Origin of the sequence: Lactobacillus sp. UCMA15818 (genome assembly GCF_030400225.1) — a bacterium.
GTDB lineage: Bacteria > Bacillota > Bacilli > Lactobacillales > Lactobacillaceae > Liquorilactobacillus.
In genome coordinates this window covers 1-15017 of record NZ_VJYB01000014.1, presented here as the reverse complement: position 1 = coordinate 15017, position 15017 = coordinate 1, and the positions used below count along the sequence as shown (strand labels likewise).

Annotated in this window: 17 protein-coding genes; 13 read left to right on the top strand and 4 right to left on the bottom strand. The window is 36.0% G+C overall.

Features of this window, described 5'->3' with window-relative positions:
• Window positions 1-237: 237 nt before the first annotated feature.
• The 5 genes from FFX44_RS10980 to FFX44_RS10960 are packed head-to-tail and all read left to right on the top strand — an operon-like array spanning window position 238 to window position 5169.
• Window positions 238-1524, top strand: a complete 1287-nt coding sequence (locus tag FFX44_RS10980) for an ABC transporter substrate-binding protein (protein ID WP_289980933.1) — start codon at window positions 238-240, stop codon at window positions 1522-1524.
• Complete coding sequence (locus FFX44_RS10975; RefSeq protein ID WP_289980931.1) at window positions 1508-2398, top strand: sugar ABC transporter permease; 891 nt, start codon at window positions 1508-1510, stop codon at window positions 2396-2398. The genes FFX44_RS10980 and FFX44_RS10975 overlap by 17 nt, the downstream gene beginning before the upstream one ends.
• The gene (locus FFX44_RS10970; RefSeq protein WP_289980930.1) at window positions 2391-3209 is read left to right on the top strand and encodes a carbohydrate ABC transporter permease; all 819 of its coding nucleotides are present in this window, start codon (window positions 2391-2393) and stop codon (window positions 3207-3209) included. Before FFX44_RS10975 ends, FFX44_RS10970 begins: the two co-directional genes overlap by 8 nt.
• A gap of 11 nt (window positions 3210-3220) precedes the next feature.
• Window positions 3221-4309 carry an ABC transporter ATP-binding protein gene (locus tag FFX44_RS10965; RefSeq protein ID WP_289980929.1) on the top strand — a complete coding sequence of 363 codons (1089 nt, stop codon included), beginning with the start codon at window positions 3221-3223 and terminating at the stop codon, window positions 4307-4309.
• 14 nt (window positions 4310-4323) lie between these two features.
• Window positions 4324-5169, top strand: coding sequence for a metallophosphoesterase (locus tag FFX44_RS10960; protein ID WP_289980927.1), 846 nt, complete (start codon window positions 4324-4326; stop codon window positions 5167-5169).
• 462 nt (window positions 5170-5631) lie between these two features.
• Here FFX44_RS10960 and FFX44_RS10955 read toward each other — a convergent pair whose 3' ends face one another.
• Both FFX44_RS10955 and FFX44_RS10950 read right to left on the bottom strand, forming a co-directional pair.
• The gene (locus FFX44_RS10955; protein WP_289980925.1) at window positions 5632-6195 is read right to left on the bottom strand and encodes an alpha/beta hydrolase; all 564 of its coding nucleotides are present in this window, start codon (window positions 6193-6195) and stop codon (window positions 5632-5634) included.
• Window positions 6196-6204: 9 nt separating this feature from the next.
• Window positions 6205-6822 (bottom strand): NAD(P)-binding domain-containing protein, encoded by a 618-nt coding sequence (locus FFX44_RS10950; protein ID WP_289980924.1) that lies wholly within the window; start codon window positions 6820-6822, stop codon window positions 6205-6207.
• Window positions 6823-6938: 116 nt separating this feature from the next.
• Between FFX44_RS10950 and FFX44_RS10945 the strand changes: the two genes are divergently transcribed.
• The 4 genes from FFX44_RS10945 to FFX44_RS10930 are packed head-to-tail and all read left to right on the top strand — an operon-like array spanning window position 6939 to window position 9541.
• Window positions 6939-7667 carry an SDR family oxidoreductase gene (locus FFX44_RS10945; protein ID WP_289980923.1) on the top strand — a complete coding sequence of 243 codons (729 nt, stop codon included), beginning with the start codon at window positions 6939-6941 and terminating at the stop codon, window positions 7665-7667.
• A gap of 9 nt (window positions 7668-7676) precedes the next feature.
• On the top strand, window positions 7677-8063 hold the full coding sequence (locus FFX44_RS10940; protein ID WP_289980921.1) for a hypothetical protein: 387 nt from the start codon (window positions 7677-7679) through the stop codon (window positions 8061-8063).
• Window positions 8063-8659: a TetR/AcrR family transcriptional regulator gene (locus FFX44_RS10935; RefSeq protein WP_289980920.1), complete on the top strand. Its 597-nt coding sequence runs from the start codon at window positions 8063-8065 to the stop codon at window positions 8657-8659. The genes FFX44_RS10940 and FFX44_RS10935 overlap by 1 nt, the downstream gene beginning before the upstream one ends.
• 3 nt (window positions 8660-8662) lie before the next feature.
• Window positions 8663-9541 (top strand): SDR family oxidoreductase, encoded by an 879-nt coding sequence (locus FFX44_RS10930; protein ID WP_289980919.1) that lies wholly within the window; start codon window positions 8663-8665, stop codon window positions 9539-9541.
• A gap of 155 nt (window positions 9542-9696) precedes the next feature.
• On the opposite strand, the gene FFX44_RS10925 is transcribed toward FFX44_RS10930, so the two are convergent.
• Window positions 9697-10158: a MarR family transcriptional regulator gene (locus FFX44_RS10925; RefSeq protein WP_289980917.1), complete on the bottom strand. Its 462-nt coding sequence runs from the start codon at window positions 10156-10158 to the stop codon at window positions 9697-9699.
• A gap of 151 nt (window positions 10159-10309) precedes the next feature.
• On the opposite strand from FFX44_RS10925, the gene FFX44_RS10920 reads away from it, so the two are divergent.
• Window positions 10310-11257, top strand: coding sequence for an alpha/beta hydrolase (locus FFX44_RS10920; RefSeq protein ID WP_289980916.1), 948 nt, complete (start codon window positions 10310-10312; stop codon window positions 11255-11257).
• A gap of 522 nt (window positions 11258-11779) precedes the next feature.
• Entirely contained in the window at window positions 11780-12370 is a 591-nt protein-coding gene (locus FFX44_RS10915; protein ID WP_289980914.1) for a TMEM175 family protein, read from the top strand.
• 99 nt (window positions 12371-12469) lie between these two features.
• On the opposite strand, the gene FFX44_RS10910 is transcribed toward FFX44_RS10915, so the two are convergent.
• Complete coding sequence (locus FFX44_RS10910; RefSeq protein WP_289980913.1) at window positions 12470-13153, bottom strand: helix-turn-helix transcriptional regulator; 684 nt, start codon at window positions 13151-13153, stop codon at window positions 12470-12472.
• A gap of 167 nt (window positions 13154-13320) precedes the next feature.
• Here FFX44_RS10910 and FFX44_RS10905 point away from each other — a divergent pair, with 167 nt between their 5' ends.
• Window positions 13321-14094, top strand: a complete 774-nt coding sequence (locus tag FFX44_RS10905) for an ABC transporter ATP-binding protein (RefSeq protein WP_289980911.1) — start codon at window positions 13321-13323, stop codon at window positions 14092-14094.
• Window positions 14075-14842 (top strand): ABC transporter permease, encoded by a 768-nt coding sequence (locus FFX44_RS10900; protein ID WP_354669258.1) that lies wholly within the window; start codon window positions 14075-14077, stop codon window positions 14840-14842. Before FFX44_RS10905 ends, FFX44_RS10900 begins: the two co-directional genes overlap by 20 nt.
• The last annotated feature ends 175 nt before the right edge of the window (window positions 14843-15017 follow it).

Here is a 15017-nt window from a genome sequence, read left to right as displayed (position 1 = left end):
TAGTAGCAATTAACAAAGAGGTTATGCCAGACTTCAATTATGATGGCACAATCTCTTTGTAGTTTTTATGCTCAGAATTGGCTTATGGTAAATGTATACCTAATATTAAAGATAAAGATGATTGCAAATGAGAACTTACAAGTACTTTACTTATTTTTTACATCCGCGTTACCTTTTTCAAACAGAATGGATACAAACTAGGATTATCATTAACTAGTAATGAAGGGAGAGATTTAATTGAAGTTTTTAACTCTGTTTAAGAGAACAGTTGGAATAATAGTTTTAATGATGGTAGCAGTTTTGTTTGCTGGTTGTTCAAGTGGTAAGGCAGCCTCAAAAAAGGTTGTTCACATTTCCTATTGGCATGTTAATGCACAGACTCAAGGAGGAGCCTCAGTAGATGCTCTTGTAAAGAAGTTTAATAAAACACATAAATACATAAAGGTGACAGCAAAATATAATCCTAATATGTATCAGGGACTAATGCAGAACTTACAATCTGCACAAGCATCAGGTAAAGTACCGGATGTTGTTCAAGTTGGTTGGGCATATATGAATTATTTTGCTGATAATTTTAAATATTTAACACCAACTGATGCGCAAAGTAAGTTTGATGGCAGTAAGACTTTCATTAGTAAGAATTTTACTACCCGAACTTTGTCTTTTGCTAAGGACAGCAAAGGAAAATTGGTTGGATTGCCTTATTCGTTAAGTACACCAGTCTTGTATTATAACAAAACAATGCTTGATAAATATGGTATAAAAGCTAGCAGTCTTTCAACTTGGGAAGGTGTCAGTGCGGCAGCTAAAAAAATTAAAGAAGCAAGTGGAAACTATGGTCTTTATATCCAAGAACCAGCTGATACATGGGCACAGCAAGCTTTACAGTTAAGTAATGGAGCAAAAGTCAAAAAGAATGGCAAAGCAGCATTTGCCAGTGCTGCAGGTGTAAAAGCTTATCAATTCTACCAAGATATGGTTATCAAAGATAAGACTGCATTACATACTCCTTGGGCGCAAGGGGTTGATGATTTTGTAAATGGTAAGGTTGCGATTGCGTATACTACTGTTGCGCAGGCATCTCATATTAAACAAAGTGCTAATTTTGATGTAGAAGCAATTACCTCACCTCACTTTAAAGGACATAAGGCAACTGTTCCAGTCGGAGGATCAATGCTTGCTATTACTGCACAGAGTACGGAAAAACAAAAAGCAGCTTGGACTTTTGAAAAGTATTTGTATAAAAATAGTTCTCTGGTAACTTGGAGTAAAGGAACCGGTTATCTTCCACCTACTCAAAGTGCGTTAAGTTCACAAACATTTAAAAATTATCTAAGTAAAAATCCAATGTTGAAACCCGCTGCTAGCCAAATTAAAACAGCAGTTGCATGGACATCATTCGCTAAGAATGGTTTACAGGCAGAACAGACAATGATTGATGCACGTGACAAGATTTTATCTGGAAGCAATGTGCAAGCAACATTGAAAAATGCACAGGAGAAGATCAATGAACAACAGAAATAAAAAAAATAAGACTTTAACAATTGCTTATCTTTTTCCAACAGCGCTCATACTGTTGGTTTTTATTATAGCCCCGATAATATATACGTTCTATCTCAGCTTTTTTAATTGGAACTTAATTGCACCGACAAAAGATTTTGTTGGGTTAGAAAATTATTTCAGTATTTTTACGGATCCAGTCAATCGCAAGATTCTTTTAAATACAGTTTTCTATATTCTGTTATTACTCTTTTTAAATTTTTTAGTTCCATATTTTATTTCAATAATAGTTAAATTTTTCATTAGTAAAATGCAAACTGCTTATAAAATAATTTTTTTTATTCCTAGTTTATTTTCATTGGTAGTGGGAGCAATGCTTTTTTCTTGGATTATGAATCCCGTCTCGGGACCGGTTGCTTTTTTTATGCGGGGACTAGGACTTACCTTACCCAACTGGACTAATTCAGGAGCAATGGCTGTTGTAGTAATTTGTTTGATAACTAATTGGAAAGTTTTTGGTTATAATTTTGTCTTACTGCTGACAGGGCTTGGAAGTGTACCACAAAATATCATTGATGCGACTAAGATGGATAGCATCCCCAAGTGGAGAATGATTTGGGATATTGTTCTTCCATTGAATAAAAGTATTGCTTTTTATGTTCTGATTTTGACGATTGTACAAGGATTGCAATATGTCTTTACACCAATTAGTGTAATTACTCAAGGTGGACCATATTACGGATCATCTAATGCTTTGTACCACACCTATTTGAATGCTTTTGTTCTTTACAAAACAGGGAATGCGTCGGCATTAGCCATAGTTACATTTGTTATCTTTTTGGTGCTCCTTTATTTGGAGATAAAATTTGTTGAAGGGAGAACGAACAGATATGAATAAATTCAGAGAAAGTGGTTGGCATTTTCTATTGATAGTAATCTGTTTGACTTTACTACTGCCAGTACTCTTCATGATTTCTAATTCTTTCAAGACACTGCAGGATTCTTATCATTCTATGCTGCAACTTATTCCGACACATCCAACTTTCAGCAACTATTTGACTTTGGATAAACAAATCAACCTTTTTAGAATAGTTTGGAATACATTTTTTATGGCAACAATTGTAACATTGGGAAAAATTATTACTGGTTTATTAGCAGCATATGCATTTAAATATTTTTCATTCAAAGGCAAAAAATTTTTTTACTTTGCTTTCATTTCCACGATTTTTGTTCCGTTTACAGTAGTAATGATTCCAAACTTTTTAGTGATTTCTAAGCTTAATCTATTGAACACAGCTCTAGGGGTGGCCCTGCCGCAACTTTGTGATGCCACAGGTATTATGCTCTTTCTCAAAGCAATGGATAAAATTCCGAATAGTTTGATAGAGAGTGTGCGAATTGATGATATTCCATCATACAAGATTTTGAAGGACATTGTGGTTCCTATTTTACGACCGAATATTATCAGTATAGGAGCGATTTTCTTTATTAATTCTTGGAATGAGTATGTTTGGCCAACATTAATTTTGAAAGACAAGAATAGTTTTACATTGCCATTAGCATTACAAAACTATATTTCTAGCGAGGGGGGAACCAATTTTCCTCTAGCTATGGCATTATCAACTATTATGATTATTGTGCCATTGCTGATTTATTTGATTTTTCAACGCTATATTTTAAATAGTATTAGCAGTTCAGGATTAAAATAAGGTGGTTAATTATGAGTAATAAAGTAATTTTAGAATTAAATGATGTTACGAAAAATTATAAAAAAACTAATATAATACGTAAAATGAATTTACAAGTTAAAGAGGGGGAGTTTCTAGTAATGCTAGGTCCATCAGGTTGTGGTAAGTCGACTACTTTGCGGATGATTGCAGGGTTAGAAGCTCCAAGTACTGGGGAAATTCTAATAGATGGTCGAAATTCAGAAAAAATCTCAAGCTTTGAGCGCAACATTGCGATGGTTTTTCAAGACTATGCATTGTATCCCAATATGACGGTCTATCAAAATTTGGAATACTCATTAAAAGTGCACAAAGTTAAAAAAGAAGAACGACAAAAACGGCTGGAAGCAATTCTTGAAACACTTAATTTAACCGCATATCGTGATCGTCTACCTGGACAACTTTCTGGAGGGCAGAAACAGCGAGTAGCACTTGGAAGAGGAATGGTTAAGCAAAGTAAGATATTTCTTTTGGATGAACCTCTTTCGAATATTGATGTACAGTTACGTGAAAAGGCACGTGATGAAATTCAGTCGCTGCATGAAAAAAACCATCAGACAATTGTTTATGTGACCCATGATCAGTTAGAGGCCATGGCTCTGGGAGATCGAATTGCAATTATCAATGACGGGATTATTCAGATGATAGATACCCCAGATAATATTTATAATCATCCAACAAATCTTTTCGTCGCACAATTTATTGGTACTCCAAAAATTAATACATTAGAAGTTACCTGTAATCATGGAGAGCTTCTTTTCAATGAAAAGATTGTGTTTTCCAATACTGAACGGTTGGAAAGCTTGAATTTAGCAAGTAATCAGCTTTGTTTAGGGATTAGACCAGAACATGTAGTTGTGAAGAGAAAACGGACAGATTTATTGGATTTACCTGCGCAGATTGAAACTATTGTTGCTTATGGGCGTTACCAGCAATTGACACTGAGTATAAAAGACGGTCAGTCTATCAAAGCAATTATCACCAATAATGATTTTACTAGTGGTGACAATGTTTATTTTTCGTTTGCTGCAGAGAAAGTTTTATTGTTTGACTATGAGAATAAAAATAATCTTGAAAAATGAAAAGGAAGTTTAAAATGAATGATATAAAAATTGTACAAATTTCGGATATACACTTGAATCCTGCGGGTAAGCAGCCGTCTTTCAATCAGCAGTTAAATCCACATGTTAAATTAGATATGGTATTTGATGATATAAAAAAGATAGCTGTTAAACCGGAATTTGTTGTTTTGACAGGCGATCTCATTCATGAAGGAGTTGCTAGCGATTATATCCAACTGAAGAAAATCCTAGAAGAAAAAGAACGTCAACTTGGAATCCCAATCCAAGTTTTATTAGGTAACCATGATAGAACCGAGGCTTTTTATGAAGGCTTTTTACAGAAAGAACCACAAGATAAATATTATTATAAGAAAACCTTTTCCGGTGTGGATAGTTATTTTCTAGATACTACATTTGGAAATATCGAACAAGGATATCTCGATGAGAAGCAACTGAAGTGGCTAAAAGAAAGCTTGCTCGAAAATCAGGAAAGACCTGCGTTGATCTTTATGCATCATCCGATAGCAGGTGCATCATTACATTACATGCGCTTTAGTGTTTTACAAAATGGTAACGAACTGTTGGAAGTGTGCAGAAATGGAAATGTCAAAGGAATCTTTGCAGGCCATATTCACTTCGCAACTACCTATGCGACGGAAAGCATATTAAATGGTGTTGCAGAATCGACGGCCTATCATATTGATTGTCGTAACCATAAGATACATTATGTCAGTGATGCAGTTGGATATAATATTATTACACTTTCTGCAGCGTGTGAAGTTGGTATTGAGAATCAGCTTTTGCTTTGGAATCCGAAAATTGTGAAGGAAATTCCAATTGAACAAACTGATTTTATAAATATGAATAAGATAAAAAAATAATAAGGTGTCTTAGAGAGCCTATTATGGTAATTTCTTAGTATTGAAAAAAATTTCAACACAATTAAAGAAGGAAGAATCCTGGTTATTTTTTGGACTAAAGTTTGCTGGAAAAGCAACAATATTTAAAATAATATACGCAATAACTGCTAATTACATTTGGCATGTTGAGATAAAAAAAATTGTTCTACGAGAGGCTCTAAGTGTCACATTGGGGTAAGTTATGTAAGATGATTTATTGCATGAATAAGAATCATAAAGATTAGGGCAAATATTGGTCCTAGCGGTTCCCCAATGGCATAAGCATCTTTAAACTTGGTAATTTTAATACCTAATGTGAGCTTGCTATTTGGCCTAGAATTTTTAAGAGTATAAAAAAATGGATTGTTACTTTCTGAATACAGAAAATATCAATCCATTTTTGATTTGGTTATATTGATTAAACTTATTTCTATGACTTTAATCCTAGCGAGATACCAACAAATTTTTCAGTTCCTGATAGGCAACAGGGAGCTGAGTAATATGATCACGATCAATGAAGTGCTTACCATGAGGCAATAAAACAAATTTACTTTGCAAATGTCTTGCTAGAGTTTCGGCATATGGATAAGGAACGATATCGTCGTCTTGTGCCGAAATCACGGTAGCCTGATTTATTTTAGCGCGTAATTTTTGGTAATTTAGCGGTTGTTGCGTAAATTCGTCTAATTGTGGTAATGGATAGACTGGTTCATCAAAGCCGGAAACCAATAGTAAATTAACATTATTGATGTCGTGTTGGTCTAAAAAACGCAAGGCGGTAATACAACCAAGACTATGCCCAATTAGAGTTAGCGATTCTGTGGAAGTAATGTTGCGCTCACAAGTCTTGTCCCATTCACTTTTTTTAGGGTTTAAGGAGTCAGGCATTGTTAAACTTGTAATGGATAAATCCAATTCAGACTTAACTTTTTCTCCTAACCAAGGAAACCAATGCTTTTCAGGATTAGCCGCATAACCATGAATTAAATAGATACTTTCTTTAGCCATTTTAAGCCTCTATCCTTTTAATTTAGCGATTAGTTCTGGGCGAGTTCCCTCAAAACCAAAGATATTTGAATCAGCCTGGATTTTGAAACTGTCTTTCAGTTCACCAGCATCATAAGGAACAAAGCCGATAGCGATAATTAAATTCTTGACGATAGTCTTGTCGTTCGCTGCACCAGCAATTGGCAAGGCAATTTTTTTAGCTGCTGGTAGAGCTGATAATTGAGGGAGATCAACGACACCAAATGAATTGAAAGCCTTGACCACACGACTACCTGTAAAGTAGTTAGCAACATATTGTGAAGTGGCAATCTTGTGATCAATGAACTTTGGTAAATCACCATCACGTTTTGGGAAATAATTAGTTGCATCAATCACTAATTTTCCTTCTAATAACTCAGGCTGCACCTGCGAAAGTGTATTAAAGGGGAATGCTAGAACAACAATTTCTTGCGCTGCTGCATCTTCAATAGTACCAGCCTTAATATTGGAATTTCCTAATCTCGCAATTACGTCTTGCAAATTGGTAACACCATGGCGATTAGACAAGACAATCGAGTGTCCTGCCTGTGCAAATAGGCTAGCTAATGCTTGACCTACGTGACCACTGCCGATAAATCCGATATTCATAATAAAAGCCTCCTTGAATTTTTAGTTACTTTTTTGTTGACTTTGTAACACAATGTATTATACTACTAATTGTACAAAGTTACAAAATAAAAACAAAAGTAACAAAGGAGAAAAATATGACAAAAGTAGCAATCGTAACAGGCGCTTCACGAGGAATAGGTCGTGAAATCGCTTTGAAGTTAGCCACAGTAGGCTATGATTTAGTAGTTAATTATAATTCTAATAGTAAGGCAGCAGATCAGGTGGTACAAGAAATTGAACACTTAGGTCAAAAAGCTTTAGCTGTTCAAGCTAATATTAGCAAAGTTTCAGATACCACGGAGCTTTTTGAGCAAGCAATCGCTAAGTTTGGTCATGTAGATGTATTAGTTAATAATGCTGGATTGATGATTACCCAACCAATCAGTGAGGTAACAGAAGAAGTCTTTGACAGCCAGTTCCAAGTCAATGTAAAAGGAACATACTTTATGTTGCAAAATGCATTTAAAAAGTTAGCTGATAATGGGACAATTGTTAACCTTTCAACATCAGTAAATGGACAGATGTTCCCTACCTATAGTGTTTATGCGGGAACTAAGGGTGCAGTTGAACAATTTACACGTCAGCTTGCTAAAGAATTCGGACAGCGTAAAATTAATATTAATGCGATTGCTCCTGGCCCGACCGGAACGGATCTGTTTTTAAATGGTAAATCACAAGAACAGATTGACCAATTGGCTTCATTAAATGCCTTCAATCGTCTAGGAAAACCAACCGATATTGCAGAAGCAGTCGCGTTGCTCGTTTCACCGAGTGCAAAGTGGATTAGTGGTCAGACCATACGAGTAAATGGTGGATTTATTTAAGGAGGAGCTATGGAAAAAACAATTGCCGATTATCAAACGATTCAACACAACTTTAATCAACGAGTGTCACAACAATATCAGTTGCCGTTAGAGACACCTTCAGAGGGAGAAAGTGTGTTAGTAAGCAGCGGACCAATTAAGATTAGTATGGATTTACAGCATGGTGAGGTGGTCTCAATCACGATTAATTGTTATGAAGATAATAATCCTGCGTGGGATGAGGTATTTGAAGGCTTTGAACAAGGAATGAACTGGTCTTCCATTAGTTTCTTTAATGCTTATCGAAAAGCGGTTAACGAGCGACAAACTGTTAGTGCTACAGCACATGGAATCCAAGCGGTTCACACTAGTCGTCCCAATGATTTAACTGTTGTTTTGACTCGGGTGGGAAAATAGTGGCAGACAAAAGTACAGATAATCGTAAAGTCGAAATTCTAGCTGCAGCTCAAGCCTTAATATTTGAGCAAAATACAGTCAAGATATCGTTAAATGAAATTGCTAGTCACCTTGGGATTACCCATGTGGCTTTGTACCGCCACTTCAAAAACAAGGATGATCTTTGGTTTTCCTTAGCTAAGTATTGGTTGTTTGGGACTGAAGCTAACTTAGCTGAAGTGACTACTGCTTCGGCAGTTAATCCAGTCGAAAAATTGCATATTTGGCTAATGACGCTTACACATACCAAGCAAGATACCTACCAGCAACATCCCGCTATTTTCCGCTTATATACTGATATGGTTCAAAGCCATCCGGAATTAGAGGTAGAGCATCTTGAAAATTTAAGAAAACAAATTTTGACAATTTTTAAAATTGAAGAACCAAGCACTAGGAATTTGGCAGTGGCACAAGCTATTTTGGATGCTTTTAGCCTGTTCTATGATCCACGACATAAGGAATTATGGCTAGATGCCAAGATAAAAGTACGGCAAGAGAACTTATGGCACTTAATTAGTCCTAAAATCAAAATCGAATTTGAACAACAAGGAGAATAAAAAATGAAACAGGTTATTGTTATTACAGGTGCCTCCAGCGGCTTTGGAGCTTTGAGCGCTCGAAGCTTAGCACTAGCTGGCAATATAGTTTATGCAGGAATGCGTGAAACCATGCAGCGCAATCGTCCACAAGTATTAGCTGCACAAGAGTTTGCGCAAACCAATCAAGTTCAGCTTTTGCCAATTGAGTTAGATGTCAATAGCGAGACTTCTATTCAAGCAGCGGTTGATCAAGTTATTGCTGAACAAGGGCAGTTGGACGTTATTATGCACAATGCTGGTCATATGGTGGTAGGCCCAGCCGAGGCTTTTACGCCGGCACAAGTAGCTGAATTGTATGATATCAATGTTATTTCAACGCAACGAGTGAATCGGATTGTATTGCCATTGTTGCGTAAACAACAGCATGGTTTAGTTCTCTGGGTTTCAAGCTCAAGTGTTAAAGGCGGAACTCCACCTTACCTAGCACCTTATTTTGCCGCCAAAGCTGGGATGGATGCCTTAGCTGTCTCTTATGCAGCTGAATTAAAGCGGTTTGGTGTTGAGACTTCAATTATTGTTCCAGGTTCATTTACCTCAGGGACCAATCATTTTCAGCATGCTGGACACCCAGCAGACGATGCTGTAGCAGCTGAATATGACAGTAAATACCCTAACTTAATGCAGCAGGTAGGCGAAAAGTTAGCACAATTGGCACCAAGTGACAGCTCTGCGCAGTTAGTGGCTGATGAAGTTGTCAAGATTGTCTCGACTCCCGCTGGACAACGGCCTTATCGGGTTCATGTTGATCCTGCTGATGATGGCTCTGAAAAAGTTTCTGACGTGGCAGATACTAACCGCGCAGCATTTTTAGAGCGAATAGGTTTAGCAGACTTAATTTAACAAGAGAAACAAAGATGATATAAGTCTGTAAAATTAGAATAATAGCACAAAGTTATTAACCTGGGTCAAAAATTAAGTTTTGACTTATGGAGTATATTGATAGTAATAATTAAAGAGGTTATGCCAAATTTTAATAATGATGGCACAACCTCTTTTTAGTTTTTATGCTCAGAATCGGCTTGTTGCAAATTGTGCCATAGCTTGTTTGTCAATTGCGATAACTGCTGCCATTCGGTCGAGGATAATTGGCTATGATCTAATAACACATCAGGCAGTGTTTGCATTGCAATTCTTTTTTCTTGTCCTTGGGGTGTTATCGCGACATAGACAATTCGTTCATCATCCTTATCGCGCTGTTTTCTTAATAATCCAGCAGTGGTCATTCTTTTAATTAAAGGAGTAACTGTTCCGCTGTCTAAAGCTAAGTAGGTGCCGATTTCTTTTATTGTGAGCTGGCGATGTTCATATAAAATTACTAGAACTAGGTATTGTGGGTAAGTTAAACCTTGTTCTGCTAGAGTTTGATGATATCCTCGCTGAATTGCTCTGGAAGTTGCGTAGAACAAGAAGCACAGGTGTTCATTTAAAGGTAATAATTCATTGCTTGAATTTGACATATTTTTTTCCTCCTAGTAGCTATAACCAATATATCTCCTTTTTATTTTTTTTTCAAATTGCTTGTTTGAAATTTAATTGTTGACAAATCAATTGTGCGCAAGTAATATAAAAGGTGTTCCAGACAACTAAACATCTAGGAGGATTTTATTTATGACTAATCGAATTTCTTTAGAACAAGCAGCAATTGATTTTAGTGATGCGAATGCGGGTCATCCTCGAATCTATGAGTTAGCGCCACAAGCTGGTCGTAATTTATTGGAAGAGGTCCAAGCAACAACGATTAAGAAGCAGCCAGCAGATATTGAAGACATAGAATTTGAAACTGGTAAATGGGGAAACATCAACGTGCGCTTTGTGCGTCCGGTTGGAGAACAAGCAGTCTTGCCCGTAATCTTCTATATTCATGGTGCAGGATGGGTCTTTGGCAGTGCGCAAACACATGATAAGCTAATTCGTGAGTTAGCAGTTCGGACTAATTCAGTTGTCATATTCCCAGAATATTCACGCTCACCTGAAGCACAGTATCCAACTGCTATTGAGCAGAATTATAGCGTTCTTCAACAATTAGCAGCACTTCAAACTGAAAAGAAGTTCGATCTTAACCGCTTGACCGTTGCCGGTGATTCCGTAGGCGGAAATATGGCAACAGTCATGACAATTCTGACAAAACAACGTGTTGGTCAGCCAATTCAACAACAACTGTTATTTTATCCTGTGACTGATGCAGGTTTGGACACACAATCGTATGCAGAATTTGATGATAATTATTATTTAACCAAGGAAGGAATGGTCTGGTTCTGGGATCAGTATACTCGCGATCCTAAGCAACGCGCTGAAATTACAGCATCACCACTTAGAGCTTCACTTGAAGACCTGCACGGATTGCCAGAGGCATTGATTCTAACCGATGAAGCTGATGTTTTACGTGATGAAGGTGAAGCATATGCAAAAAAATTACGTAATGCTGGTGTAGCAGTTACTCAAGTCCGTTTTCAAGCGATGATTCATGACTTTGTTATGCTAAATACTTTGGATCAGACTAAGGCTGCTCGTGCTGCCATGGATTTAGCGACTGCTTGGATTAATCAAAGAAATTAAAATATAACTTATGATTCAGTTTTTTCTCGATTAAGATAATTTTATAGGATAGAAAAGATGGGCTTAGATTGTTTAACGACTTTCTAAGTTTTTTGTTGGAGCTGGGTCAAAAGTTAAATTTTGATTCAGTTTCTCTATTTATTCCGTATAAACGTGTTTCATAAGTCAAAGTTCTCCGTCTAACTTCGAATTACTCATAGCAAAGTGCCTGCTATGTTCGTAATTTCGAGTTAGTACTCAAATTTCCCCAACTTGTGGCACACTCCCTTTTGTTGTGCCTGATTTTAACGAATGGGCGAGTCAATTATGAATGGTACGCTGGTGGCAAAATGTATTTTAGAATAAGTGTTTAAGTAGTAAAAGAGCTTTTGATTTATTATAATAATAGTGGTTTTAAATGAGGTATTTTTTGGAGTTTTAATTTTAAATAGGCTGTTGCGCTCTACAAAGAATATTTTTCAGGGAATTGTTGAAGGACACTAAATTTGTACCGAAAGATTTTTGATAAGGAAAGGGAAGAAAATGAAGAAAGATCGAGTTGAAGCATATACTGATGCGGTTGTAGCTATTATCCTTACTATTATGGTTCTTGAATTTAAGACCCCAGAGTCGGCTCGCTGGGAGGAAATAATCAAACAAATCCCCTACTTCTTTGCTTATATTGTAAGCTTTATTTTTATCGGGGTTGCTTGGTACAACCATCACTACATGTTTACCTTAGCTAATAGAATATCGAAAAAGGTTTATTGGGTCAATAATTTATGGCTTTTTAGTATGTCCTTGTTACCAGTTGCGACTGGGTGGGTAGGAAAGTTCCCACAGTACTCTGGGCCAGAGTACTTGTATCTGATTATCTTCACTTTTTGGAGTGTGTCTTATCTTTGGTTATCAAATTCAATTAAGAATACAAAAGAACACCGTAACACAGCAGTTAGCAGGAAAATTGAAGAAATGCGGCCATTCAGATTCCTTAAATCAATTTTCTTCCCCATTTCTGTTTGTGTAATTGCGCTTGGAATCTATATATATCCACTGATTGGCATCACGATTACCTTTGTAGAACTAATTGTACTGGGTTTTCTAACACCTCAGGATAGTGATCGAATTGATTAAAATCACTATCTTATGGGCGAATAGAGCATAAGTAATATTTTAAATCATTTTCGTGGATCACTAGATTTTGAAAAGCTTTTTCGAATACAAGGACAGCATTTATAACTTTATATTCAATTTTTCTTGTAAAAAAGCATCCCCAGTCGAGGTTACAACTAAAGCACGTTTTATACTTTTATGTGATACAACAAATTTATTTTTTGCAAATGATAGAAATAGAGCATGACCAAGTGCGCCACCAACGTGATGTTGACGCTCACTCCAATCTAAACACTGTGTCGTGAATTGTCTTTTTAAGTTATGCAGATTTTGAGTATCAATGTTAAGAGCATCTTTTAAGAAAGTTATCCCAAGTTCAGTGGGATGAAATTCTGAATCTAAATATTTTTTTGTGACAAGAGATTGAGCAATGAGTACTCCAATATGACCAGCCATATGGTCGTAACAGGTACGAAACAATTCATCCTTTTCAAGATCAAGAGTGCGCTGCAGTGAGCGTGCTCTTTTTTGTGGCGAAATTGGGCTAAGTTGTTCTAATAATTGAGCAACATCAGTATTAGTTAGGAAAAAATAATGAAAGCGACCTGATTTCTCCATTCTAATCCAATTATTATTAAGAAATTCATTTAGATGATGGGTTACAGTTTGTGGTGTTATTTGGCTGGCTCGAGCAAGCTCTGTTGCTGTATGCCCCTTATAGTCCATCAATTCATCAAGAATCTTCATTTTTGATGAATTGGAGAGTGCCTTAGCAATTATTGTAATATCAGGGAATTCATTCATTTTTTGTTCTCCACAAGTATATATTTTTTTAATTCCATACTTCGATCATCGTCTAAGTAACCAAAGTATATACTAAAAACTGTTGAAATACAAAGATATCTTAATTGAAGACAGTTAATGATTTTTAACTTGGTCTATTAAAAAGTAATTTAAGGAGTGTGGAAAATATGGTGAATTTTGAAGAGATAGTTTTGACTGCTGATAACCTAGTGAAACAGTATGGTACTTTCTTTGCAGTAAAAAATATTTCAATACAGTTAAAAAAGGGTAAATCATTGGCTATTCTTGGGCCAAATGGTGCTGGAAAATCAACAACATTGAAAATGATATATGCAACAACTGCTATCACAACTGGACATGTTGAGATAAAAGGAATTGATGTTGAAACTAATCCACGAGAGGCTAAGCGCCATATTGGGGTAGTTATGCAAGATGACTTGCTGGATACATCGCTGAATGTAATGGAGAATATGGTAGCGCATGCCATTTTATTTGATATTCCATGGAAATTAGCTAAGAAAAAAGCGGAAAGACTACTAAAATTTGTAGGTCTCTTAAATTATCAAAAAAAAGAAATTTATGAATTATCAGGTGGAATGAGAAGACGATTGGTGCTAGCACGCGCTTTAGTCAATAATCCAGAATTAATTATTCTTGATGAACCAACGACTGGATTGGATATTCAATCGAGACATGTTTTTTGGAACAAATTAGAGCAATTGAAGGAAAAGGGCGTATCAATACTAATTACATCGCACTATGGTGAGGAGATTGAACGTTTGGCTGATGACGTAATGATTATTAATCATGGAGAAAAAATTGTTAGTGGACCAACGAAATTGTTACCTGCACAACAAGGATATGGAAATATCGAAGAAACTTATCTAGGACTAACTGGATATACGAAGGAGCATGAAGAAATTGAACAAACTCTCAGTTAATGGTATTTGGCATGTTATTCAACGTAATTGGATGAGCTTCAAAAAGTTAATTAAAATCTCGATTTTCCCGAATTTGTTTGATCCAATTTTATATTTAGCAGCAATGGGATTAGGGATTGGACATTTTGTTGGACATATAGGAGGAATGCCTTATTTAAACTTTGTTTCACTTGGATTAGTAGCGGCGACTGGTATGAATGCCGCTAATGCAGAAAGTGTAACTAATGCTTATATCCAGATGTATCTGGACAAGACTTATTATGAGATGAGTACGAGTCCAATTAATTTAGAAGAAATTATTGTAGGCCAGGCTTTATGGGCAGGGGTTCGGAGTACAATATTTGGGACCTTATTTTTATTAGTAACCCTATTTATGGGAATCTTACAAAGTTGGATGGTAGTGTTTATTCCAGTTATTCTATTTATTACAGGTACCTTATTTGGTTTTTTAGGATTGACATTTACTTTATTAGCACCTACGAGAGACTACCTTAACTATTTCAGTATGTTAATCATTCAACCAATGTACATGTTCTCAAACACCTTTTTTCCTTTAGGATCTGTTTCACCTTGGTTGAGAAATGTCGGTTGGTTATCACCACTGACACATGCAGTAGATTTAATTCGACAAATGGCAACAGGTGCTGTAACACTGCAAAGCTTGAACGATATAATTTGGTTGATTATAGTTGCTGTCGTACTTTCTTTTGTTCCCCAAAGCATAGTTAGGTCAAAGTTAAATTATTAATAAAACAAAGAAAGTATGCACTTTGATATTTTAACGGGAGTGTGCCATAAGTGAAGTGCCTTACAAAACTTGGACGTGTAAATCAAGTTTTGGAGGTGCTTTTTTGACACGTAATTATACCTACAGTTTTAAGCTGAAAGTTGTTAAAGAATATTTAAATGGTGAAAATCCATTA